The organism is Burkholderia sp. Bp8991 (assembly GCF_003853795.1).
Lineage (GTDB): Bacteria > Pseudomonadota > Gammaproteobacteria > Burkholderiales > Burkholderiaceae > Burkholderia.
The window spans coordinates 46,060-67,385 of the sequence record NZ_QTQJ01000014.1 but is presented as its reverse complement, the minus strand read 5'-3'; the positions used below and the strand labels follow the sequence as shown (position 1 = coordinate 67,385).

The 21,326-nt window shown below is 67.6% G+C and carries 19 protein-coding genes; 10 read left to right on the top strand and 9 right to left on the bottom strand.

Annotated elements, in window-relative coordinates; translation table 11 throughout:
* Positions 1-146: 146 nt before the first annotated feature.
* From DIE02_RS17715 to DIE02_RS17680, 8 genes are all read right to left on the bottom strand, one after another.
* Positions 147-1,172, bottom strand: coding sequence for an XdhC family protein (locus tag DIE02_RS17715; protein WP_124486669.1), 1,026 nt, complete (start codon positions 1,170-1,172; stop codon positions 147-149).
* 340 nt (positions 1,173-1,512) lie between these two features.
* Positions 1,513-2,919, bottom strand: a complete 1,407-nt coding sequence (locus DIE02_RS17710; RefSeq protein ID WP_124486668.1) for an amino acid permease — start codon at positions 2,917-2,919, stop codon at positions 1,513-1,515.
* A gap of 215 nt (positions 2,920-3,134) precedes the next feature.
* On the bottom strand, positions 3,135-3,791 hold the full coding sequence (rqpR, locus tag DIE02_RS17705; protein WP_124486667.1) for a response regulator transcription factor RqpR: 657 nt from the start codon (positions 3,789-3,791) through the stop codon (positions 3,135-3,137).
* A gap of 7 nt (positions 3,792-3,798) precedes the next feature.
* The gene (gene rqpS / locus DIE02_RS17700) at positions 3,799-4,617 is read right to left on the bottom strand and encodes a quorum system sensor histidine kinase RqpS (RefSeq protein WP_124486666.1); all 819 of its coding nucleotides are present in this window, start codon (positions 4,615-4,617) and stop codon (positions 3,799-3,801) included.
* A 416-nt stretch (positions 4,618-5,033) separates the two neighbouring features.
* The gene (locus tag DIE02_RS17695; RefSeq protein ID WP_059535031.1) at positions 5,034-5,804 is read right to left on the bottom strand and encodes a ferredoxin--NADP reductase; all 771 of its coding nucleotides are present in this window, start codon (positions 5,802-5,804) and stop codon (positions 5,034-5,036) included.
* Between the two features lie 359 nt (positions 5,805-6,163).
* On the bottom strand, positions 6,164-6,979 hold the full coding sequence (locus tag DIE02_RS17690) for an endonuclease/exonuclease/phosphatase family protein (protein WP_124486665.1): 816 nt from the start codon (positions 6,977-6,979) through the stop codon (positions 6,164-6,166).
* 5 nt (positions 6,980-6,984) lie between these two features.
* Positions 6,985-7,473: a hypothetical protein gene (locus DIE02_RS17685; RefSeq protein ID WP_124486664.1), complete on the bottom strand. Its 489-nt coding sequence runs from the start codon at positions 7,471-7,473 to the stop codon at positions 6,985-6,987.
* 146 nt (positions 7,474-7,619) lie between these two features.
* Positions 7,620-8,348 carry a nitroreductase gene (locus DIE02_RS17680; protein WP_124486663.1) on the bottom strand — a complete coding sequence of 243 codons (729 nt, stop codon included), beginning with the start codon at positions 8,346-8,348 and terminating at the stop codon, positions 7,620-7,622.
* Between the two features lie 227 nt (positions 8,349-8,575).
* Here DIE02_RS17680 and DIE02_RS17670 point away from each other — a divergent pair, with 227 nt between their 5' ends.
* The 10 genes from DIE02_RS17670 (at position 8,576) to DIE02_RS17625 (ending at position 19,956) form a co-directional block, all read left to right on the top strand.
* Positions 8,576-9,556, top strand: coding sequence for an AAA family ATPase (locus DIE02_RS17670; protein WP_044848851.1), 981 nt, complete (start codon positions 8,576-8,578; stop codon positions 9,554-9,556).
* Between the two features lie 151 nt (positions 9,557-9,707).
* Positions 9,708-10,817, top strand: coding sequence for an NAD(P)/FAD-dependent oxidoreductase (locus tag DIE02_RS17665; protein ID WP_124486661.1), 1,110 nt, complete (start codon positions 9,708-9,710; stop codon positions 10,815-10,817).
* Positions 10,818-11,003: 186 nt separating this feature from the next.
* Positions 11,004-11,315, top strand: coding sequence for a high-potential iron-sulfur protein (locus DIE02_RS17660; protein ID WP_021163765.1), 312 nt, complete (start codon positions 11,004-11,006; stop codon positions 11,313-11,315).
* A gap of 188 nt (positions 11,316-11,503) precedes the next feature.
* Complete coding sequence (locus tag DIE02_RS17655; protein WP_124529598.1) at positions 11,504-12,811, top strand: MFS transporter; 1,308 nt, start codon at positions 11,504-11,506, stop codon at positions 12,809-12,811.
* Between the two features lie 314 nt (positions 12,812-13,125).
* Positions 13,126-14,754: an ABC transporter substrate-binding protein gene (locus DIE02_RS17650; RefSeq protein ID WP_044848854.1), complete on the top strand. Its 1,629-nt coding sequence runs from the start codon at positions 13,126-13,128 to the stop codon at positions 14,752-14,754.
* Between the two features lie 117 nt (positions 14,755-14,871).
* Entirely contained in the window at positions 14,872-15,882 is a 1,011-nt protein-coding gene (locus tag DIE02_RS17645; protein WP_044848855.1) for an ABC transporter permease subunit, read from the top strand.
* Positions 15,883-15,886: 4 nt separating this feature from the next.
* On the top strand, positions 15,887-16,804 hold the full coding sequence (locus tag DIE02_RS17640) for an ABC transporter permease subunit (RefSeq protein ID WP_044848856.1): 918 nt from the start codon (positions 15,887-15,889) through the stop codon (positions 16,802-16,804).
* Between the two features lie 2 nt (positions 16,805-16,806).
* Positions 16,807-17,805 carry an ABC transporter ATP-binding protein gene (locus tag DIE02_RS17635; protein WP_044848857.1) on the top strand — a complete coding sequence of 333 codons (999 nt, stop codon included), beginning with the start codon at positions 16,807-16,809 and terminating at the stop codon, positions 17,803-17,805.
* Complete coding sequence (locus DIE02_RS17630) at positions 17,802-18,818, top strand: peptide ABC transporter ATP-binding protein (RefSeq protein WP_044848858.1); 1,017 nt, start codon at positions 17,802-17,804, stop codon at positions 18,816-18,818. Before DIE02_RS17635 ends, DIE02_RS17630 begins: the two co-directional genes overlap by 4 nt.
* Positions 18,811-19,956: a TraB/GumN family protein gene (locus DIE02_RS17625; RefSeq protein WP_124486659.1), complete on the top strand. Its 1,146-nt coding sequence runs from the start codon at positions 18,811-18,813 to the stop codon at positions 19,954-19,956. The genes DIE02_RS17630 and DIE02_RS17625 overlap by 8 nt, the downstream gene beginning before the upstream one ends.
* 571 nt (positions 19,957-20,527) lie before the next feature.
* On the opposite strand, the gene pxpA is transcribed toward DIE02_RS17625, so the two are convergent.
* The gene (gene pxpA / locus DIE02_RS17620) at positions 20,528-21,292 is read right to left on the bottom strand and encodes a 5-oxoprolinase subunit PxpA (protein WP_124486658.1); all 765 of its coding nucleotides are present in this window, start codon (positions 21,290-21,292) and stop codon (positions 20,528-20,530) included.
* Between the last annotated feature and the right edge of the window lie 34 nt (positions 21,293-21,326).

Below are 21,326 nucleotides of genomic sequence, written 5' to 3'. Positions count from 1 at the left end.
CGGTTTTCGCCGACGCATGACGGCCATCCGGCGCGGCCTTGCACCGCAGCGACGGCGTCAAGAAAACGCCGGGCCGCCCCAGGTTTTCCGTCCCGAAGGAAGTCTCCTTGGGGGGCTGGCGCGAAGCGACCGGTTTGGAGGGGGCCTCAGAGGCCGCAGGCCGCGCCGCCGTTTGCCGCGATTTCGCGGGCGGCCTTCGCGCCCTCGACCTGCAGGATCGTCGGAAGCGACACGTTGTTCTTCGCGGCCGTCACTTCGGCGAGGATCGAGATCGCGATTTCGGGCGGCGTGCGGCTGCCGATGTAGATGCCGGCCGGCCCGTGCAGCCGCGCAAGTTCCGCCTCGCTCAGGTCGAATTCGAGCAGCCGCTCGCGCCGCGCCGCATTGTTGCGTCGCGAGCCGAGCGCGCCCACGTAGAACGCGGGCGTCTTCAACGCCTCCATCAGCGCGAGATCGTCGAGCTTCGGGTCGTGCGTGAGCGCGATCACGGCCGAACGCGCGTCGAGCTTCATGTCGAGCACCGTGTCGTCGGGCATCGTGTGCACGACGCGCGTGCCCGGCACATCCCACGCATCCGTGTATTCCTCGCGCGGATCGCAAACCGTCACCTGATAGTCGAGGCCGACCGCGATCTGGCACAGATAGCGCGACAATTGCCCGGCGCCGATCACGAGCATCCGGTAGCGCGGCCCGTGGATCGTCACGAGCCGCTCGCCGTCGAACGCGAGCCCGTCGGTCGCCTGCGCGGGTGACAGCGACGCGCGCCCGGTCGCGAGCGTCATCGTGCGCGTGACGAGGCGGCCGGCTTCGACTTCCGCGCACAACGCGGCGATCCCGCTGTCGCGCGTGAGCGGCTCCAGCACGAGCTGGATCGTGCCGCCGCAGGGCAGCCCGAAGCGGTGCGCTTCCTCGGCCGTCACGCCGTACTTGACGGCTTCCGGGCGCGCGTCGGCCGCGATCCCCCTCGCATGCACGCGCGCGATCAGGTCGTCCTCGATGCATCCGCCGGACACGGAGCCGACCACGAGCCCGTCCTCGCGCACCGCGAGCATCGCGCCTTCGGGGCGCGGCGACGAGCCCCATGTCTTCACGACCGTCACGAGCAGCACGCGGCGCCCTTCGTCGAGCCAGCGCGCGCTGGATTTCAGTACATCGAGATCGACGCTTTCCATCATCCTGTTCCTGTTGCCGGACGGCCCGCCGGGCCGGGCCGTCGTTCGATGGCGGGATTATGAACCGGCCGGCGCGCGCGTGCCGGCAGCGTGCAGATCGTGGCGGCAAATCCGGACGATCGGGCAAGAAATCGCGACGATCGGGCAGCGATCGTGCGCGGGCGGGGCGAAGCGGCGCATGTCGCGCCGCCCGCGCGGGTGCGCCTGTGGCGGGGACGATTCGGGCGGGGACGATTCAGGCGGGAGGGAGCGGGGCGCACGGCGCCGGTGCCGGCCCGGCGTGGCGTCGTACCGCTACACGCTGGGTGCTGCGCGCGGCGTGCGCGCGCAGCGGCGGCGGTCAATGCGCGTCGTGGTGACCGTGCGCGAGCTTCGAGTGGCGCCGCGAATACAGGAAGTAGATCACGAGGCCGATCACGAGCCAGATGCCGAACGCGGCCCACGTGACGGGCTGCAGGTTCAGCATCAGGAACAGGCACGCGCCGACCGCGAGGATCGGCACCACCGGCACGCCCGGGCAACGGAACGCGCGCGGCAGTTCCGGGTGCGTGCGGCGCAGCACCAGCACCGCGATCGACACCATCGAGAACGCGGCGAGCGTGCCGATGTTGATCAGCTCGGCGAGCACGTTGAGCGGCACGAGCGCGGCGATCAGCCCGAAGAACAGGCCGACGAGCCAGGTCGTCAGGAAGGGCGTCGCGTAGCGCGGATGCACGCGCGACAGCGTCGCCGGCAGCAGCCCGTCGCGCGACATCGCGAAGATGATCCGCGTCTGGCCGTAGCTCATCACGAGGATCACGGTCAGCATGCCGAGCACCGCGCCGAGGTCGATGAAGCCCGCGACCCACGTCTCGCCGGCGATCTGCAGCGCATACGAGATCGGATGCGACACGTTCGCGTACTGCGCCGACGGCACGATGCCGGTCGCGACCGCCGCGACCGTCACGTACAGCACCGCGCACACCGCGAGCGACGCGATGATGCCGATCGGCAGGTCGCGCTTCGGGTTCTTCACTTCCTCGGCCGCCGACGACACCGCGTCGAAGCCGATGAACGCGAAGAACATCACGGCCGCGGCGCCGAACACGCCGTTCCAGCCGTGCGGCATGAACGGCTTCCAGTTCGCGGGCGTCACGTGGAACACGCCGACCGCGATCACGAGCAGCACCACCGACACCTTGATGAACACCATGATGTTGTTGATGCGGGTCGACTCGCGGATGCCGATCGACAGCAGCGTCGTGATCACCAGCATCACGAGGAACGCCGGCAGGTTGAACCACGTGACGACGCCCGGAATCGCGCCGGGTGCGGCCGTCAGCACGGTCGGCAGCGAGAGCCCGAAGCCCTGCAGCAGCGACTGCAGGTAGCCCGACCAGCCGACCGACACGGCCGACGCCGCGAGACCGTATTCGAGCATCAGGTCCCAGCCGATGATCCATGCGACGAGCTCGCCGAGCGTCGCGTACGAATACGTGTAGATCGAGCCCGCGACCGGAATCGTCGACGCGAATTCGGCGTACGACAGCGCCGCGAGGCCGCATGCGATCGCGGCGATCACGAACGACAGCATCAGCGCTGGGCCGGCCTGCACGGCGCCCGTGCCGGTCAGCACGAAGATGCCGGTGCCGATGATCGCGCCGATGCCGAGGAAGGTGAGGTCGATTGCGCCGAGCGCTTTCTTGAGCCCGGCGCCGTGCGCGCCGGCGATCATGCGATCGACGTTTTTCTTGCGGAAGAGGGACATTGCGGATGTGTCTCCGGCGCGCGCGAGCGCGGCGGCGCCGAGTGAGTGAAAACCCGCAATTTTAGCCGATTTGGCGTGAAAGACCCGCTGCGGCGCAGCGGCGTGCTGCGGAATCGCCCGACAAAACAAGCGCTTGCGCGCAGCATTCGGCGGCCGGCGCCGGCGCGGCGCAGGCCGGCGCGGTGAACGGCGCGATTCCGGTGAATTCCGACGGATCAGGCGCCCGACGCGGGCGTCATCTCGACGAGCCGGTTGCTCATCACGTAGAACGTCAGTTCCGCGTTGTTCGACAGCCGCATCTTCTCGAGCAGCCGCGATCGGTACACGCTGACCGTCTTCACCGACAGCGACAGCGTGTTCGCGATGTCGGTGAGGCGCTTGCCCGACGCGAGCATGCAGAGCGTCTGGTATTCGCGGTCGGACAGCTTCTCGTGCGGCAGCGGTTCGTTCTCGAACGACACGTATTCGGCGAGCGCCTCGGCCATCGCCGGGCTCACGTACTTGCGGCCGGCCGCGACCTGCTGGATCGCGCCGATCATCTGCGCGGCATTCACCGTCTTCGACAGGTAGCCGGAGGCGCCGGCCTTCAGCGCGCGCACCGCGTACTGATCCTCGCGGTACATCGAGAACATCAGCACCGGCGCGCCCGGCAGCTTGCGCTTGATGCGCTTGAGCACCTCGATGCCGTTCGCGTCCGGCAGCGAGATGTCGAGCAGGATCACGTCGAAGGCCTGGCGGTCGATGGCGGCCATCGCATCGCTGCCGGTCTCGGCTTCGGTCACGTCGCGCGCGACGCCGCGGTCGATCAGCAGGTGGCGGATCCCTTGGCGGACGATCGCATGATCGTCCACGAGCAGGATGTTCAGGCTCATGACGACCTCACGAAAGCGACGCGCGGCGCGCGGCGGCCGGCACCGCGAACAGCGAGTCCCACGCGAAGCGCGCGATGACGCGCGTGCCGCGGCCCGCTTCCGGCGCACGCGCGTCGAAGCTGCCGCCGAACGCCTCGCAGCGTGCGCGCATCCCGGCGAGGCCGTAGCCGGCGCGCCGGCTGCGGGTAAAACCGGTCCCGTCGTCGGTGACGATCAGGGACAGATGCGTGTCGTCCGTATCGATCTGCACGTCGACGGACGTCGCGCGCGCATGCTTCGCGACGTTCGACAGTGCTTCTTGAGCGACACGGAAGATCGCGAGCGCGCCGGCGCCGCCGAGTTGCGTGAGCCGCGCGTCGGCCGCGCAGACGAAGCTCGTACGCAGGCCAGTGCGGGCCGCGTGGCTGTCGGCCCACGTCGACAGTGCGCCGACGACGCCGCCGTCGAGTGCCGGCGTGTCGCGCTCGTCGATCAGCCTGCGGTTGGCGTCGGTCGCGGCGTCGAGCGACCGCTGCGCCAGCTCGAGCGCGCGCAGGCAGCCCTCCGGCGCATCGGCCGGCAGCCAGGTTTGAACGTTTGCGAGCGCGAAACGCGCGGCGGTGAGTTCGGCGCCGAGCCCGTCATGCAGTTCGCCGGCCAGATGGCGGCGGGCCGCTTCGTCGGCGGCCGTCAGCTGAAGGGACAGCGCCGCGATCCGGGCGGCGGACGCGTCGCGGTTGGGCAGGGCTTCGGCCACGGGGGCTGCTGCCGCGCCGTCGCCAGGCACGCGCGGCTGCGACGGGAACGGGGCGTGGGCGCCCGGGGGCGCGTTGAGCGACGTATCCATGACTCTCCCTGCTGTCAGAAAGCGGTTCGGGCACCGGCTGGCTGCGTGGATCGGCTGCCGTTTCGATGACGGTCGCCGTCAGAGAATCGTCCCTTGCCGAGGTAACAGAAGTTACAATTTGTAACGTTTGAGTCCGACCCTTCAATGACCGTCCCGACGCTAACCATGCGGGCCGAATAATATCTCAAAAATTTTGAAAAGGTCATGTCAGACGGAGGTTTAAGGGTAAATGTGAATAATCGGAATGAAGCTGGCTGTAGGAAAAACACCGACACGAAAGCACCGGCGTTGCGCGTATCCAAATGTAACGATTTGACATGGAATAGTCCCAGTTTGTTACGAATTCGCCAAGTAGGGACGAAAAAAAACCGGAGCTTTTGCTCCGGTTCTTGATACGGCACAAATTCGGGGTTCGGTCAGTCCACGAATGCACGCTCGATCACGTAGTGACCCGGCGCGCTGTTCTTGCCTTCGACGAGGCCGGCCTGCTTCAGCAGGTCGGTCGTGTCCTTCAGCATCGCGGTGCTGCCGCACAGCATCACGCGGTCGTTTTCCGGCGAGAACGCCGGCACGCCGAGGTCCGTGAACAGCTTGCCCGTCGCGATCAGGTCGGTGATCCGGCCCTCGTTGTCGAACGCTTCGCGCGTGACCGTCGGGTAGTAGACGAGCTTTTCCTTGATGATGTCGCCGAGATACTCGTGGCCCGGCAGGTCGTGCTTGATGTAGTCCATGTACGCCAGCTCGCCCTTCAGGCGGCAGGTGTGCGTCAGGATGACCTTGTCGAAGCGTTCGTAGATGTCCGGGTCGCGGATGATCGACATGAACGGCGCGAGGCCCGTGCCGGTCGACAGCATCCACAGCGTCTTGCCGGGCAGCAGGTTGTCGGCGACGAGCGTGCCGGTCGGCTTCTTGCCGATCAGCACCGAGTCGCCCACCTTCAGGTGCTGCAGGCGCGACGTCAGCGGGCCGTTCTGGACCTTGATGCTGAAGAATTCGAGGTGCTCTTCGTAGTTCGGGCTGACGATCGAGTAGGCACGCGCGAGCGGCTTGCCGTCGACCTCGAGGCCGACCATCGTGAATTCGCCGTTGTTGAAGCGCAGGCTCGGCTCACGGGTGCAGGTGAAGCTGAAAAGCGTGTCGGTCCAGTGATGGACGGATTGGACGGTGGCGGTGTCGTATTTGCTCATGGCTTTGAAAACGGACGCGCGTAGCGGACGCGTGTAACGGGCCCAAAAACGGGCAAAAAAACCGAGTGCGTCGGCCCGATCGCGGATCGGCCGGCCGGCGCGTCGGACACGCGCCTTCTCGATGACAGACGTTTGAGGAACTCTTTATTTTACCCTGCTTGGGGCAGATGCGGGCTTGACCCGCGCGGCTGCGCGGATTTGGCGCAACGGAATCTTGCAAACAGCTTTCAGTAATCGGCAGCGAGCTTCGCGCCGCGAACACGCTGGTCCGGGACGCGCACGCTTGCGAGCCGGTCAGGCAGGTGAACCGGCCGCTGCGATATGCGCTTCGGTAGTCGCGGGCATGCGGTGCTGCCGCGTCACTGCGAATCGAGGCGCAGCCGCGCGATATACGGCAGGTGGTCCGACAGCCACGCGGTTTCGCCGGACGGCGCCTGCCATTCGAGCGGCGTCAGCCCGCGCACGAACATCTTGTCGAGCGCGAGCGCCGGGGAGAACGCGGGGAACGTGCGGCCCGACTCGCCGAGCAGCGTCGCGACCTCGGACAGCCCGATCTCGGCGAACAGCGCGACCGAATCGTTGCGCCAGTCGTTGAAGTCGCCGGCGAGCACGAGCGGGTCGTCGCCCGCGTTGCGCACGATCCAGTGCGCGATCCAGTGCATCTGGCGCAACCGCGCCGCACGCGTGAGCGCGAGGTGCGCGCACAGGAGCGTGACGGGCCGCGCGCCGGCGAGCGTCGCGCGCGCGACCAGCAGCCCGCGCCGCTCGAAGCGGTGCGCGGAGATATCCCAGCGGCCGCCGAGGTCGAGCGGGTGCGGCGACAGGATCGCGTTGCCGTGCCGCCACGACGGCTTGAACACGTTCGGTCCGAGCGCGATCTGCCAGTCGAGCGCCTGCGCGATCTCGGTGGCCTGGCAGTGCCACACGTCGTCGACCGCGTCGTCCATCGGCGCGCCGAAGCCGGGGGCGAGCATCGGACGCGGCATGCGGCGCGCCATCGCTTCCTGCAGGAAATACACGTCGGCGTGCGTCGACTGCATCCAGTTGCGCATCGCGTTCCATGCGGTGAAGCCGAGCGGCGAGCGGCCCTTGTGCAGGTTCCAGCTGACCGCGGTGATTTCGTCGGGCGCGGCGTGCGGTTCGGCGAACGGCAGGGACAGGGCGTCGGCGGACATGGCGCTCAGTCCTTCGCGACGTGCGCGCGCACGCGGTAGATGAGATGCGGGCGTTGCTCGACGAGGGTCCAGTCGGTCCATGCGTCGCCGCCGACCGACAGCCCCGGATGGCTCGCGACGATCTGCCGCGGCGACGCGGGCACGCACGGATCGCTGCGCGTCGCGTTTTCGTCGTCGAGGGTTTCCTGCACGTCGAGCGCGAGCGACACGGTGCGGGCGGCGTCGTCGACGGTGAGCGGCGCGACCGTCACCGAGCGCGAGCGCTCGGTCGGCACGACGCGCGCGGCGTTGCCGCAGCCGACGGGCACGGCGGACGGATAGCGATGGGTGTCGGTGCGGGTCTGACCGACGGTGGTGCGTTGCTGGAACGTGTCGATCGTCTGACCGTCGCGCACCACCTGGATCTCCCATGCGACGGCTGCCGGTGCGGCGCTCTGCGCATGGGCCGCGAGCGCGGCGCTCGCGAGCAGGACGGCCAGGCCGTGTTTCAGCATGAAACTTCTCCGGAAACGCGGGGTAGCGGGGAACGGACGCACATCTTACGCCCGATCGATCCGGACGGTCGCGTGACACGATGCGTCGCCGCGGGTTCGCAGCACGATCTGGTCCTGATCGAAAGGTAGGTGCGCGTCACGCGTTTTCAAGCGAAAAAGCGCGCGAACTCGGCGACGCTCGCGCGCTCGGTGACGAGGCGGTTCTCGATCGCGTGCGGGTCCGCATGGCCGAGCGACATCCCGCACACGAGTTGCTCGTTGGCCGGGATGCCGAGATGCTCGGCGACGATCCGGTGGAACGGCACGAACGCGGCTTGCGGGCAGGTGTCGAGGCCGCGTGCGCGCGCGGCCGTCATCACGCCCTGCAGGAACATCCCGCAGTCGAGCCATGCGCCGTGCGTCATCACGCGGTCGAGCGTGAAGAACAGTGCGACCGGCGCATCGAAGAAGCGGAAGTTGCGCGCATGCTGCGCGTGCATGCGGGCCTTTTCGTCGCGGCCGATGTTCAACAGACCATACAGGTCCCAGCCGACCTTGCGGCGCCGGTCGATGTACGGCGACACCCATTCGCGCGGATAGTAGTCGTACTCGGCGACGTATTTCTCGTCGCGCGCCGGATCGTCGTATGCCGCTGTGAGGGCCGCGGCGAGCGCGTCGCGGGTCGCGCCGGTCGCGACGTACACGTGCCACGGCTGGATGTTGGTGCCCGACGGCGCGCGGCTCGCGGCTTCGAGGATCGCCTCGAGCGTGTCGCGCGGCACGGGCGTCGGCAGGAACGCGCGAATCGCGCGGCGCGACTTGAGCGCGGCGTCGACAGCGTCGACGGCGTGGATCGCGTCGGGATCGACGCGCGGGGCAGCAGCGGGGACGGACATCGGCAACCCTTCGAGACGAAGCGCGCGGCGCCGTGCGGGCGCCGTGGCGAGGCCGGCGCGACGGCCGGTGAACCATCGATCATACGCCGCGCGGCGCGACGCCGCAGCGCGCGCACGGTGTTAGCAGCAGACCGCGGTGGCTGCTTGCTTGCACGCCGATGCGGGATCGCTACACTGAAATCGTAAGGGTCTGATGATCGTGTGACGGCAGCAGCGGCGAGGTTGGTATGACGACGGCGATGGTGAAACAGGAACTGGCGGTGGCGTCCTTCAGCACGGTGTACGACCTCGAGCAGGTCGAGACCGCGTTGAACGAGCTGAACGAGAGCGCGAGCGACGCACTGCGCGCCACCTACGAGCGGATGCTCAAGACCGGCAATCTGCGCTTTTGCGTGAAGCCGAACCGGATGCCGTCGTTCGACGAACTCGGCGACGCGCTGCCCAATTTCACCGAACCCCTCGACGACGTGCGCAAGCAGGTCGCGCTGTGCCTCGAGACCGACGACCGGCTCGAACTGATGCCGATCCTGCTGCTCGGGCCGCCCGGCATCGGCAAGACGCATTTCGCGAAGGCGCTCGCGCAGCTGCTCGGCACCGCGTACCACTACGTGCCGATGAGTTCGCTGACGGCCGGCTGGATCCTGTCGGGCGCATCGTCGCAATGGAAGAACGCGAAGCCCGGCAAGGTGTTCGAAGCGCTCGTCAACGGCAGCTACGCGAACCCGGTGATCGCGGTCGACGAGATCGACAAGGCGGGCAGCGACGCGCAATACGATCCGCTCGGCGCGCTGTACGCGTTGCTCGAGCACGACACCGCGCGCGCGTTCGTCGACGAATTCGCCGAGGTGCCGATCGATGCGGGCAACGTGATCTGGGTCGCGACCGCGAACGATGCGCAGGCGATCCCGGAGCCGCTGCTGAACCGGATGAACGTGTACGAGATCGCGCCGCCGGACGCGGCCGGCGCGCGCCGGATCGCGCAGACGATCTACGACGAGATCCGCACGTCGCACGCGTGGGGGCGGCGCTTCCCCGACACGCTCGACGACGACGCGCTCGACGTGCTGGCCGCGACGCCGCCGCGCACGATGCGCCGTGCGCTGCTGCATGCGTTCGGCGCCGCGCGGCTCGACGGCCGGGACGTGATCGCACCGTCCGACATCCGCGCCGACGAGGGCGCGGCGAAGCGCCGGCCGATCGGGTTCTGAGCCGGCGGCGCGCGCCTCGCCGCGGCCTGCGCGCGTCGCGCCGTGCGGCGCGGCGCACGCGACATGCCGATGCAAGCGCGTTCGGCAGGCGGGCGAACCGGGACGTACAATTCTCTTCTCTCCCCTCGACGCGTGAGCGACGCGAAACGCCATGGAGCAGATGGATTGTGTGGTGATCGGCGCGGGTGTCGTCGGTCTTGCGATTGCGCGGGAGCTGGCCGCGCGCGGACGCGAAACGATCGTGCTCGAGGCGGCCGACGCAATCGGCACGGGCACGAGTTCGCGCAACAGCGAGGTGATTCACGCGGGGCTCTACTACTCGCGCGGCTCGCTGAAGGCGATGTCGTGCGTGCGCGGGCGCGACCTGCTGTACGAGTTCTGCGAGACGCGTCACGTGCCGCACCGGCGCGTGGGCAAGCTGCTCGTCGCGACAAGCGCCGCGCAGGTGAAGCAGTTGAAGGCGATCGCCGCGCGCGCGGCGGAAAACGGCGTGCTCGACCTGATGCCGCTCACGCGTACCGAGGCGCAGACCCTCGAGCCCGCGCTCGATTGCGTGGAGGCGCTGTTTTCGCCGAGCACCGGCATCGTCGACAGCCACCAGCTGATGCTCGCGCTGCTCGGCGACGCGGAGCGCGACGGCGCGGTGTGCGCGCTGAAATCCCCGGTAGAGTCGATCGACGTGTTGCGCGGCGGCCGCTTCGTCGTGCGCACCGGCGGCGACGCGCCGACCGAAATCGAGGCCGCGTGCGTGATCAACAGCGCGGGCCTCGGCGCGCAGGCGCTCGCGCGCCGCACGCGCGGCCTCGATCCGCGCTGGGTGCCGCCGCTCTATCTCGCGCGCGGCAACTACTTCAGCCTGTCCGGCCGCGCGCCGTTCTCGCATCTCGTCTATCCGATACCCGACCGCGCGGGGCTCGGCGTGCATCTGACGCTCGATCTCGCCGGGCAGGCGCGCTTCGGCCCGGACGTCGAGTGGGTCGATGCGCTGCGCTACGAAGTCGATCCGGCGCGCGCGCAGGCGTTCTACACGTCGATCCGCACGTACTGGCCCGACCTGCCGGACGACGCGTTGCAGCCGGCCTACGCGGGGATCCGGCCGAAGCTCGCGGGGCCCGGCGAGCCGCCGGCCGACTTCATCGTGCAAGGCACGGCGCAGCACGGCGTGCGCGGCCTCGTGAACCTGTTCGGCATCGAGTCGCCGGGGCTGACCGCGTCGCTCGCGCTCGGGCAGCGCGTCGCCGACATGACGTCGCATGGCTGACACTCACGGCCCGCATCCGTGCGGGCCGGCCGTGCGAAACCCCGGGCGAGACCCGTGTGAAATCCCTTGTGTGAAATCCCTTATCTCCGGCATTTCGGCGCGCACATTCATGCGCTTGAGCGTTATTCTGTTGAACGGCCGTCGCCAGAACGGCTTTCAAACCGATAACGTTGGAGCGAGTCCCCCATGAAAACATCCCGTCGGAGTTTCCTGATCACGAGCATCGGCGCCGTGTCCGCGCTGGCGCTGTCGCGCGAAGCGCTGGCCGATGCGCCGATGCTGTCGGAAACGGATCCGACCGCCGTGGCGCTCGGCTACAAGGCCGATGCGACGAAGGTCGACAAGACGAAGTATCCGAAATACGCAGCGGGCCAGGATTGCGCGGCCTGCATGCTGTACCAGGGCAAGAAGGGCTCGGCGTCGGGCCCCTGCGGTGCATTCCCGGGCAAGCAGGTATCGGCGAAGGGCTGGTGCAGCGCATTCTCGAAGATGGGTTGATGCCCGCGGCGGCATCGTGCGATGCCGCAATGTGGCGAAAACCGCAAAACGCCCGCCATCGGACGATGGCGGGCGTTTTTTATGCTTGAAAACGGTTCCGTCGCTTTCTACACTCGCTGCAAACCAACGCGCCGCGGGCCCTCCGCGCGCCGCGCCCGATACGGCGGATTCACGAGAACGAGGCTCGCATGGCGACGATTGCGAATTCAACGAAAACGATCCGGCCCGAGCGCGCGCTGAACCGCCGCGCGGTAGTCGCCGCCGTGATCGGCAACGCGCTCGAGTGGTACGACTTCACGGTGTTCGGCTTCATGACCGTCGTGATCGCCGAACTGTTCTTCCCGACGACCAGCGAATACTCGTCGCTGCTCTTGAGCACCGCGACCTTCGGCGTCGCGTTCTTCATGCGCCCGATCGGCGGCATCGTGTTCGGGCTGTACGCCGACCGCGCGGGCCGCAAGGCCGCGCTGTCGCTCGTGATCCTGCTGATGACGGCCGGCATCTTCCTGCTCGCGATCGCGCCGCCCTATGCGGCGATCGGCATCGGCGGCCCGCTCCTGATCGTGCTCGGCCGCCTGCTGCAGGGCTTCTCGGCGGGCGGTGAATTCGGTAGCGCAACGGCGCTGCTGATCGAAGCCGCGCCGTTCTCGAAACGCGGCTTCTACGGCAGCTGGCAGATGGCGAGCCAGGCGGGCGCGCTGCTGATCGGCGCGCTCGTCGGCGCGGCCGTCACGCGCGGGCTGTCGCACGACGCGCTGCGCAGCTGGGGCTGGCGCGTGCCGTTCATCCTCGGGCTCGTGATCGGCCCGATCGGTTTCTACATCCGCCGTCATCTCGCCGATTCCGAAGCGTTCCTGCATGCACAGCAAAGCGCACGCCGCGCAACGCTCGGCGAAGTGTTCACGCGCCATCCGCGCGAGGTGCTGTGCGGGCTCGGCTCGGTGATCGCGCTGACGGTGACGGTCTACGTGCTGATCAGCTATCTGCCGACCTTCGCGGTGAAGCAGCTGAAGCTGCCGTATGCGCAATCGTTCTATGCGGTGATCATCGGCAACCTGTTGCTGATGGTGCTGTCGCCGGTCGCGGGCGCATGGTCCGACCGCATCGGCCGCAAGGGTCTGTCGCTGTGGTCGCTCGGGCTGACGCTCGTGCTGATGTATCCGCTGTTCGCGTGGCTCGACGCGGCGCCGAGCATCGCGCGGCTGATCGTGGTGCAGGCCGTGCTGTCGGTGACGCTCGCCGGCTACTACGGGCCGTTCGGCGCGATGATCGCCGAGCTGTTCCCGGCCAACGTGCGCTCGACCGGGCTGTCGATCGCGTACAACGTCGCGGTGATGCTGTTCGGCGGTTTCGGGCAGTTCATCGTCACGTGGCTGATCAAGGTGACGGGCACGCCGCTCGCACCGACCTATTACGTGATGGCGGGAATCGCACTGTCGATCGTCGCGGTCGCATTCGTGCCCGCGCGCAGCGCGGATCTCGACGCGCCGGCCTGACGGTTGCATTGCATCGCATGCATCGTTTCGGAAGCCGCAACGATGTGCGGACTGGCCGCGAACACGGCGCGACAACCCTCTGCGTTCGCGCCCGAATTGTTTAGTTGTCGAACGAAACATGCGCGGGATGAACGAAATGGCCGCTCGTGCGCGCAGAGGCACTTTTCGCGTGTGCAAGACATCGGCAAAAACCCGCGTGGATGCGCGTCTAGAAGAGTTTTTTCTCCAGCTTGTTGCAAAATCGCTAGCTCAAGTAATATCCGCGTACCCGGCCCCCAGGGGGACCGGTTCCGATCTGGAGACCTGGAGGAAACATGGAATACAACCGTCTGTTGCACACCCTGCGTGTTACCGCCATCGCAGGCGTGGCAGCGGCATCGCTCGGCGTCGCGGGTTCTGCATTCGCACAGATCCCGAACAAAACGCTCGTCTACTGCTCAGAAGGCAGCCCGGCGGGTTTTGATTCCGCGCAATTCACGACCGGCGTCGATTTCACCGCCGCCACGTTCACCGTCTACAACCGCCTCGTCGAATTCGAGCGCGGCGGCACCAAGGTCGAGCCCGGCCTCGCCGAGAAGTGGGACGTCTCGTCCGACGGCAAGGTGTACACGTTCCACCTGCGTCATGGCGTGAAGTTCCACACGACCGACTTCTTCAAGCCGACGCGTGAATTCAACGCGGACGACGTCGTGTTCTCGTTCGAGCGCATGCTCGATCCGAACAATGCGTTCCGCAAGGCCTACCCGGTGTCGTTCCCGTACTTCACCGACATGGGCCTCGACAAGCTGATCACGAAGATCGAGAAGGTCGATCCGTACACCGTGAAGTTCACGCTGTCCGAGCCGAACGCGCCGTTCATCCAGAACATGGCGATGGAATTCGCGTCGATCCTGTCGGCCGAGTACGGCGACCAGCTGATGAAGGCCGGCAAGGCCGCCGACATCAACCAGAAGCCGGTCGGCACGGGCCCGTTCATCTTCCGCAGCTATACGAAGGACGCGACGATCCGTTTCGATGGCAATCCTGATTACTGGAAGAAGGGCGCGGTGAAGCTGTCGAAGCTGATCTTCTCGATCACGCCCGACCCGGGCGTGCGCGTGCAGAAGATCAAGCGCAACGAATGCCAGGTGATGAGCTATCCGCGTCCGGCCGACATCGCGGCGCTGAAGGCCGACTCGGGCATCGACATGCCGTCGCAGCCGGGCTTCAACCTCGGCTACCTCGCGTACAACGTCGAGCACAAGCCGGTCGACAAGCTCGAAGTGCGTCAGGCGCTCGACATGGCGATCAACAAGAAGGCGATTCTCGAATCCGTCTATCAGGGTGCCGGCCAGGCCGCCAGCGCGCCGATGCCGCCGACCCAATGGTCGTACGACAAGAACCTGAAGATGGCCCCGAACGACACCGAGAAGGCGAAGGCGCTGCTCGCGAAGGCCGGCTATCCGAACGGTTTCGACATCACGCTGTGGGCGATGCCGGTGCAGCGCGCATACAACCCGAACGCCCGCCTGATGGCCGAGATGATCCAGGCCGACTGGGCGAAGATCGGCGTGAAGGCGAAGATCGTCACGTACGAGTGGGGCGAGTACATCAAGCGCGCGCACACGGGCGAGCAGGACACGATGCTGATCGGCTGGACGGGCGACAACGGCGACCCCGACAACTGGCTCGGCACGCTGCTCGGCTGCGAGGCGATCAAGGGCAACAACTTCTCGCACTGGTGCTACAAGCCGTTCGACGACCTGATCCAGAAGGGTCGCACGACGACGGGCCAGGACGCGCGCACGAAGATCTACACGCAGGCCCAGCAGATCTTCGCGCAGCAGCTGCCGTTCTCGCCGATCGCGAACTCGACGGTCTACCAGCCGGTACGCAAGAACGTGGTCGACATGCGCATCGAGCCGCTCGGCTATGCGCGTTTCGACGGTGTCAGCGTGAAGTAACCGGCCTGGCGTAAGCTGTCGTCTTGAGAAGACCGGCTTGAAATCATCCGGCGACGAGGGGCCAAAAGCCCCTCGTCGCCGGTCGTACATTTCCCACAAGAAAATACGAGACGCATCATGTTCACATTCGTGTTGCGCCGCGTGGGCATGGTGATCCCGACCTTCATCGGCATCACCATCCTGGCGTTTGCGCTGATTCACCTGATACCGGGCGACCCCATCGAAGTGATGATGGGCGAGCGCGGCGTCGATCCCGCGATGCATGCGGAGGCCATGAAACGCCTCGGGCTCGACCAGCCGCTGCCCCTGCAGTACATCCACTACATCGGCCGGGCGCTGCATGGCGACCTCGGCACGTCGATCATCACCAACACCAGCGTCGCGGGCGAATTCTTCGCGCGCTTCCCGGCGACCGTCGAACTGTCGCTGTGCGCGCTCGTGTTCGCGCTCGCGGTCGGGCTGCCGGCCGGCGTGATCGCCGCGCTGCGGCGCGGCTCGGTCGTCGATCACGGCGTGATGGGCACCGCGCTCACCGGCTACTCGATGCCGATCTTCTGGTGGGGGCTGATCCTCATCATGGTGTTTTCGTCGTACCTCGGCTGGACGCCCGTGTCGGGCCGCATCGCGGTCGAATACGATTTCCCGCATCCGACCGGTTTCATGCTGATCGACGCGCTGCTCGCACCCGACGAAGGCGCGTTCAAATCGGCGGTCAGCCACCTGATCCTGCCGGCGATCGTGCTCGGCACGATCCCGCTCGCGGTGATCGCGCGGATGACGCGCTCGTCGATGCTCGAAGTGCTGCGCGAGGACTACATCCGCACGGCGCGCGCGAAGGGCCTGTCGCCCGTGCGCGTGGTCGTCGTGCATGCGCTGCGCAATGCGCTGATCCCGGTCGTCACCGTGATCGGCCTGCAGATCGGCACGCTGCTGGCCGGCGCCGTGCTGACCGAGACGCTCTTTTCGTGGCCCGGTGTCGGCAAGTGGCTGATCGATGCGATCGGCCGCCGCGACTATCCGGTCGTCCAGGGCGGCATCCTGCTGATCGCGACGCTCGTGATCGTCGTGAACCTGGTCGTCGACCTGCTGTACGGCGTGCTGAATCCGCGCATCCGCCACACGAGGTAATTCCATGAGCAATCTGCAAAACACCCTGCCGAGCGAATCCGCGCCGGCCGGCGGCCGTGCGCTCGCGCTGCGCGAGTTCTGGGCCAACTTCTCGCGCAACCGCGGCGCCGTCGGCGCCGGCATCGTCGTGCTGGTGCTGATCCTCGTCGCGCTGTTCGCGCCGCTGATCGCGCCGCACAGCCCGGTCGAGCAATACCGCGACTACGTGAAGATCCCGCCCGCATGGCTCGCGGGCGGCAACTGGCAGTTCATCCTCGGCACCGACGAAGCGGGCCGCGACATCCTTTCGCGCCTGATGTTCGGCGCGCGCATGTCGTTCTGGATCGGCTTCGTGTCGGTCGTGCTCGCGCTGATCCCCGGCATCGTGCTCGGGCTGATCGCCGCGTTCTTCCAGAAGTGGGCCGACACGCCCGTGATGCGCATCATGGACGTGCTGCTCGCGCTGCCGTCGCTGCTGCTCGCGGTCGCGGTCGTCGCGATCATCGGACCGGGCCTCACCAACACGATGTTCGCGATCGCGATCGTCGCGCTGCCGGCCTACGTGCGCCTCACGCGCGCATCCGCGCTCGGCGAACTGCAGAAGGAGTACGTGACGGCATCGCGCGTGGCCGGTGCCGGCACGCTGCGCCTGATGTTCTCGCAGGTGCTGCCGAACTGCACGGCACCGCTGATCGTGCAGGCGACGCTCGGCTTCTCGTCGGCCATCCTCGACGCGGCCGCGCTCGGCTTCCTCGGCCTCGGCGTGCAGCCGCCGACCGCCGAGTGGGGCGCGATGCTCGCGTCCGCGCGCGACTACATCGACAACGCGTGGTGGATCGTGACGATGCCAGGCCTGTCGATCCTGATTTCGGTGCTCGCGATCAACCTGCTCGGCGACGGGCTGCGCGACGCGCTCGATCCCAAACTGAAGCGGATGGCGTGACCATGAGCCAAGATCTACTGACTATCCGCAATCTCGCGGTGAACTTCAACGGCCTGCCCGCGGTCGACCGGATCAACCTGTCGATCGCGCCGGGCGAGGTGGTGGGCGTCGTCGGCGAATCGGGCTCCGGCAAGAGCGTGACGATGATGGCGCTGATGGGCCTGATCGATGCGCCGGGCAAGGTGACGGCCGACGAGGTCACGTTCAACGGTGTGGACCTGCTGAAGGCGTCGCCGAAGGCGCGCCGCAAGATCGTCGGCAAGGACATCGCGATGGTGTTCCAGGATGCGCTGACGAGCCTGAACCCGAGCTACACGGTCGGCTACCAGATCAAGGAGGTGCTGAAGCTGCACGAAGGCCTGCGCGGCGACGCGCTGCACCGGCGCGCGCTCGAGCTGCTCGACCAGGTCGGCATTCCGGATGCGAAGAACCGCATCACGGCGTTCCCGCACCAGATGTCGGGCGGCATGAACCAGCGCGTGATGATCGCGATGGCGGTCGCGTGCAACCCGAAGCTGCTGATCGCCGACGAGCCGACCACCGCGCTCGACGTGACGATCCAGGCGCAGATCATGGACCTGCTCGTGAAGCTGCAGAAGGAGCGCGGGATGGCGCTCGTGCTGATCTCGCACGACCTGGCCGTCGTGTCGGAGGTCGCGCAGCGCGTCGCCGTGATGTATGCGGGCGAGGTCATCGAGACCAATCGCGTGCCGGACATCTTCCGTGCGCCGCATCATCCGTATACCGAAGCGCTGCTCGCGGCGATTCCCGAGCACAATCAGGGGGCGCGTCGCCTTGCCGCATTGCCGGGCATGGTGCCGGGCCGCGATGATCGCCCGTCCGGGTGCCTGTTCGCGCCGCGCTGCAAGTACGTCGTCGACGATTGCCGCAAGGCGCGTCCGGCGCTCGATACGCTGGTGCCGGCCAACGATGCGATGCGCGCGCGCTGCATCAAGCCGCTCAATGTTTCCAACCTCGACCTGACGGGAGGCGCACGATGAATGCAGTCCACGAAACGCGTGCCACGCCGCACGACGAGGAAGCGGTGCTGGTCGCCGACCGGCTCGCGAAGCACTACACGGTCAAGCGCGGGATGTTCGGGCAGGGCACCGTGAAGGCGCTGAACGGCGTGTCGTTCACGCTCAAGCGCGGCAAGACGCTCGCCGTCGTCGGCGAGTCGGGCTGCGGGAAATCGACGCTCGCGCGCCAGCTCACGATGATCGAGACGCCCACCTCGGGCCACCTGACGATCGACGGCAAGGACGTGGCCGGCGCGAGCCGCGAGACGGTCGCCGACCTGCGCCGCCGCGTACAGATGGTGTTCCAGAACCCGTTCGCGTCGCTGAACCCGCGCAAGACCGTCGAGCAGACGCTCTCCGAGCCGCTCGAGATCAACGCGAACCTGACGGCCGCCGAACGCGCGCAGCGCGTCGCGCAGATCATGCGCACGGTCGGCCTGCGGCCCGAGCACGCGAAGCGTTATCCGCACATGTTCTCGGGCGGCCAGCGCCAGCGGGTCGCGATCGCGCGCGCGATGATCCTCGATCCGCGGATCGTCGTCGCCGACGAACCGGTGTCCGCGCTCGACGTGTCGATCCAGGCGCAGATCCTGAACCTGTTCATGGACCTGCAGGAGCAGTTCAAGACGAGCTACGTGTTCATCTCGCACAACCTGTCGGTGGTCGAGCACGTCGCCGACGACGTGATGGTGATGTACTTCGGCAGCGTCGCCGAGCTCGGCGACAAGGCGACGATCTACGCGCATCCGCGCCATCCGTACACGCGCGCGCTGATGTCGGCGACGCCGGCGATCTTCGAGGAAGACCGCCGCGTGCAGATCAAGCTGCAGGGCGAGCTGCCGTCGCCGCTCAATCCGCCGTCGGGCTGCGCGTTTCACCAGCGCTGCCCGTACGCGGTCGAGCGCTGCCGCGTCGAGGAACCGCAGCTGCGCGACGTCGACGGACGCCGCGTGGCCTGCCATCGCGCCGAGGAGGTAGGGGAGGTGAATGCCTGATGGTTTGGCGGCGCGCGCGCCTGGCGTGCGCCGTTCGGGGGGCGGCCGCGCGCGCGTGATGCGCGCGTGCCGCAACGCACGGCGCTGGAGCGTGCGCACGGTCACGGGCGCGGCGCTGGCCGGCGCGTGCGTGGCGGCCAGCGTGCTGGTCCCGGTCGACGCCGCGCGTGCCGAAAGGCGCGCGCCGGCGAGTTCGCCGATCCATCCGTCGCAGGTTCCGCCGCCCGGCATGAACCTGCCGGGCTTCCACGTGCCGTCCGTGTCGAACGGCACGGTCGCGCGCGGCACGGTGCGCGTGCAGCCCGCGCGCATGCCGTTCTATGTCGCGACCCGGGGCAGGGTCACGCTGTACGTGCTCGGCACGCTGCACACGGGCGACCCGTCCGACTATCCGCCCGCGCAGCCGTTCCGGCCGCGCATCCTCGCGGCGCTCGCCGCGTCGCCGACGCTCGCGCTCGAGCTGTCGCCGGATGACCTCCTCGAATCGCAGGACGACGTGTCGAAGTACGGCGTGTGCCGCTACCCGTGCCTGCAGCGCCTGCTGCCCGAGCCGCAGTGGCAGCGCCTCGCGGCGCGCCTGCGCGGCAACCCGGCCGCGCTCGCGGAGATCCGCCGGATGCGGCCGTGGCTCGCGGCGCTGGTCGTCGAAACCTACGACTCGCTGGCGGCCGGCCTGCAGACCGAGTACGGCACCGAGGCGCAGCTGCAGAACGTGTTCCTGAAGAAGAAGGGCGGCCGCGTGATCGGGCTCGAGACGCTCGCCGAGCAGATGCGCGCGTTCACCGGACTGACGCTCGCCGAGCAGCGCGAGATGCTCGCGCAGGACATGGTGCAGACCCCGGCGCAGAACGCCGACGACATCAAGGCGCTGCACCGGCTGTGGCGAATTGGCGACGCCGACGCGATCTCGGCGTGGGCGGTCGCGAAGAGCGAGCGGCTGGCCCGTTCGAAGGCGCTGTCGGCGTCGATCGACAACAAGATCCTGTACGAGCGCAACCGGCGCTTCGTTGCACGGATGACGGCAATCGCCGCGCCGAACCGGCCGGTATTCGTGGCCATCGGCGCGCTGCATCTGGGCGGCCCGCGCGGCGTGCTCGAATTGTTGCGCCAGCAAGGGTATCAGGTCGACGCGAACTGATCGCGCCGCGCACCGCGCGCCGATCCTCCCCTGTTTGATCGACGAGATGCACGCGCTGCGAGGCGCCCGCGCGGCCACGCGGCTCGATAAGGAAAACCCTCGAATCTTCAGGAAATAGCGTTTAAAACGATTGACATCCGGTTCTGCCAATCTCTATTCTTCATCCCACAAGTTGAAAAAATGAAAAGAATAGATAAGTTCTACGGGGTAGCAGAAAACAAAGCGCGGGGTTAGCGTAGCCGGCACGTATGTAACGTGCCGGCCGCGGAGTGTCTGCATGCACGGCGGGGCCAAACATCGTCGGCACAACAAATGCATGCGACAGACTTGCGGCATAAGCAACGTTCCGTCGTCCGACCGGGGGAAGCAGCAAGCGGGCGGCGGCGGACGTTTTTTGATCCGGAGCATGTTTCCGGTCACCGTCGACAGACGGTTTCGGGGGGGCGAATCGACAGACGGCGAAGTCCGCGGCGATTGCGCTAACAGAAAAGCGCCACGAGGGCGCTTTTTTCTTTTGTGGCGGCGGTTTTCGACCTGCGACGGCTGAGCGCTTCGACGACGCGTCACGTCATCATGCGTCTTCGCCGGCCTGCAGCGCGCCGGGCGCGACGACATCGACACCCGCCGCTTCGAGCGCCGCGCGGATCCGCTTCGCGAACGCGAGCGCATGCGGGCCGTCGCCGTGCAGGCAGACCGTTTGCGCGTTGAGCGGCACCCACTCGCCGCTCACTGCCCGCACCTGCCGCTCGCGCACCATGTCGAGCGTGCGCGCGAGCACCGCTTCTTCATCGTCGATCAGCGCGCCGGGCTGGTTGCGCGGCACGAGCGAGCCGTCCGCGCGGTAGCCGCGGTCGGCGAATACTTCCTCCACCGCGGCGAGCCCCGCGTGGCGCGCGGCCGCGACGAACACGCTGTTCGCGAGCCCGAACACGGCCAGCGACGGATCGAAGTCGTGGATCGCGGACACCACCGCGTCGGCGATCAGCGGGTCGCGCGCGGCCTGGTTGTACAGCGCGCCGTGCGGCTTAACGTGCGCGATGCGGCCGCCCTCGGCCTGCGCGATCGCCGACAGCGCGCCGAGCTGGTACAGCACGCCCGCATAGATGTCGCCGGCCGGCAGCTGCATTTCCTTGCGGCCGAAATTCTCCGGGTCGTGAAAGCTCGGGTGCGCGCCGATCGACACGCCTTTCTGCACGGCCCAGCGCACGCAGTCGCGCATCGCATTGGCGCCGCCTGCATGCCAGCCGCACGCGATGTTCGCCGACGTGACGAGGTCGAGCAGCGCCTCGTCCGATCCGCATCCTTCACCGAGATCGGCATTCAGATCGATTTCCATGATGTTCCTCGTCCACGGGTGCGTGGCGCGTCCT

Excerpts from the sequence above, each read along its gene's own strand:
- DIE02_RS17665 (WP_124486661.1), top strand. The coding sequence starts at position 9,708 with ATGGAGCAGATGGATTGTGTGGTGATCGGCGCGGGTGTCGTCGGTCTT.
- DIE02_RS17715 (WP_124486669.1), bottom strand. The coding sequence starts at position 1,172 with ATGGAAAGCGTCGATCTCGATGTACTGAAATCCAGCGCGCGCTGGCTC.
- DIE02_RS17640 (WP_044848856.1), top strand. The coding sequence starts at position 15,887 with ATGAGCAATCTGCAAAACACCCTGCCGAGCGAATCCGCGCCGGCCGGC.
- pxpA (WP_124486658.1), bottom strand. The coding sequence starts at position 21,292 with ATGGAAATCGATCTGAATGCCGATCTCGGTGAAGGATGCGGATCGGAC.
- DIE02_RS17695 (WP_059535031.1), bottom strand. The coding sequence starts at position 5,804 with ATGAGCAAATACGACACCGCCACCGTCCAATCCGTCCATCACTGGACC.
- rqpR (WP_124486667.1), bottom strand. The coding sequence starts at position 3,791 with ATGAGCCTGAACATCCTGCTCGTGGACGATCATGCGATCGTCCGCCAA.
- DIE02_RS17655 (WP_124529598.1), top strand. The coding sequence starts at position 11,504 with ATGGCGACGATTGCGAATTCAACGAAAACGATCCGGCCCGAGCGCGCG.
- DIE02_RS17685 (WP_124486664.1), bottom strand. The coding sequence starts at position 7,473 with ATGCTGAAACACGGCCTGGCCGTCCTGCTCGCGAGCGCCGCGCTCGCG.
- DIE02_RS17670 (WP_044848851.1), top strand. The coding sequence starts at position 8,576 with ATGACGACGGCGATGGTGAAACAGGAACTGGCGGTGGCGTCCTTCAGC.
- DIE02_RS17660 (WP_021163765.1), top strand. The coding sequence starts at position 11,004 with ATGAAAACATCCCGTCGGAGTTTCCTGATCACGAGCATCGGCGCCGTG.
- rqpS (WP_124486666.1), bottom strand. The coding sequence starts at position 4,617 with ATGGATACGTCGCTCAACGCGCCCCCGGGCGCCCACGCCCCGTTCCCG.
- DIE02_RS17680 (WP_124486663.1), bottom strand. The coding sequence starts at position 8,348 with ATGTCCGTCCCCGCTGCTGCCCCGCGCGTCGATCCCGACGCGATCCAC.
- DIE02_RS17690 (WP_124486665.1), bottom strand. The coding sequence starts at position 6,979 with ATGTCCGCCGACGCCCTGTCCCTGCCGTTCGCCGAACCGCACGCCGCG.
- DIE02_RS17650 (WP_044848854.1), top strand. The coding sequence starts at position 13,126 with ATGGAATACAACCGTCTGTTGCACACCCTGCGTGTTACCGCCATCGCA.
- DIE02_RS17625 (WP_124486659.1), top strand. The coding sequence starts at position 18,811 with ATGCCTGATGGTTTGGCGGCGCGCGCGCCTGGCGTGCGCCGTTCGGGG.
- DIE02_RS17630 (WP_044848858.1), top strand. The coding sequence starts at position 17,802 with ATGAATGCAGTCCACGAAACGCGTGCCACGCCGCACGACGAGGAAGCG.
- DIE02_RS17710 (WP_124486668.1), bottom strand. The coding sequence starts at position 2,919 with ATGTCCCTCTTCCGCAAGAAAAACGTCGATCGCATGATCGCCGGCGCG.
- DIE02_RS17635 (WP_044848857.1), top strand. The coding sequence starts at position 16,807 with ATGAGCCAAGATCTACTGACTATCCGCAATCTCGCGGTGAACTTCAAC.
- DIE02_RS17645 (WP_044848855.1), top strand. The coding sequence starts at position 14,872 with ATGTTCACATTCGTGTTGCGCCGCGTGGGCATGGTGATCCCGACCTTC.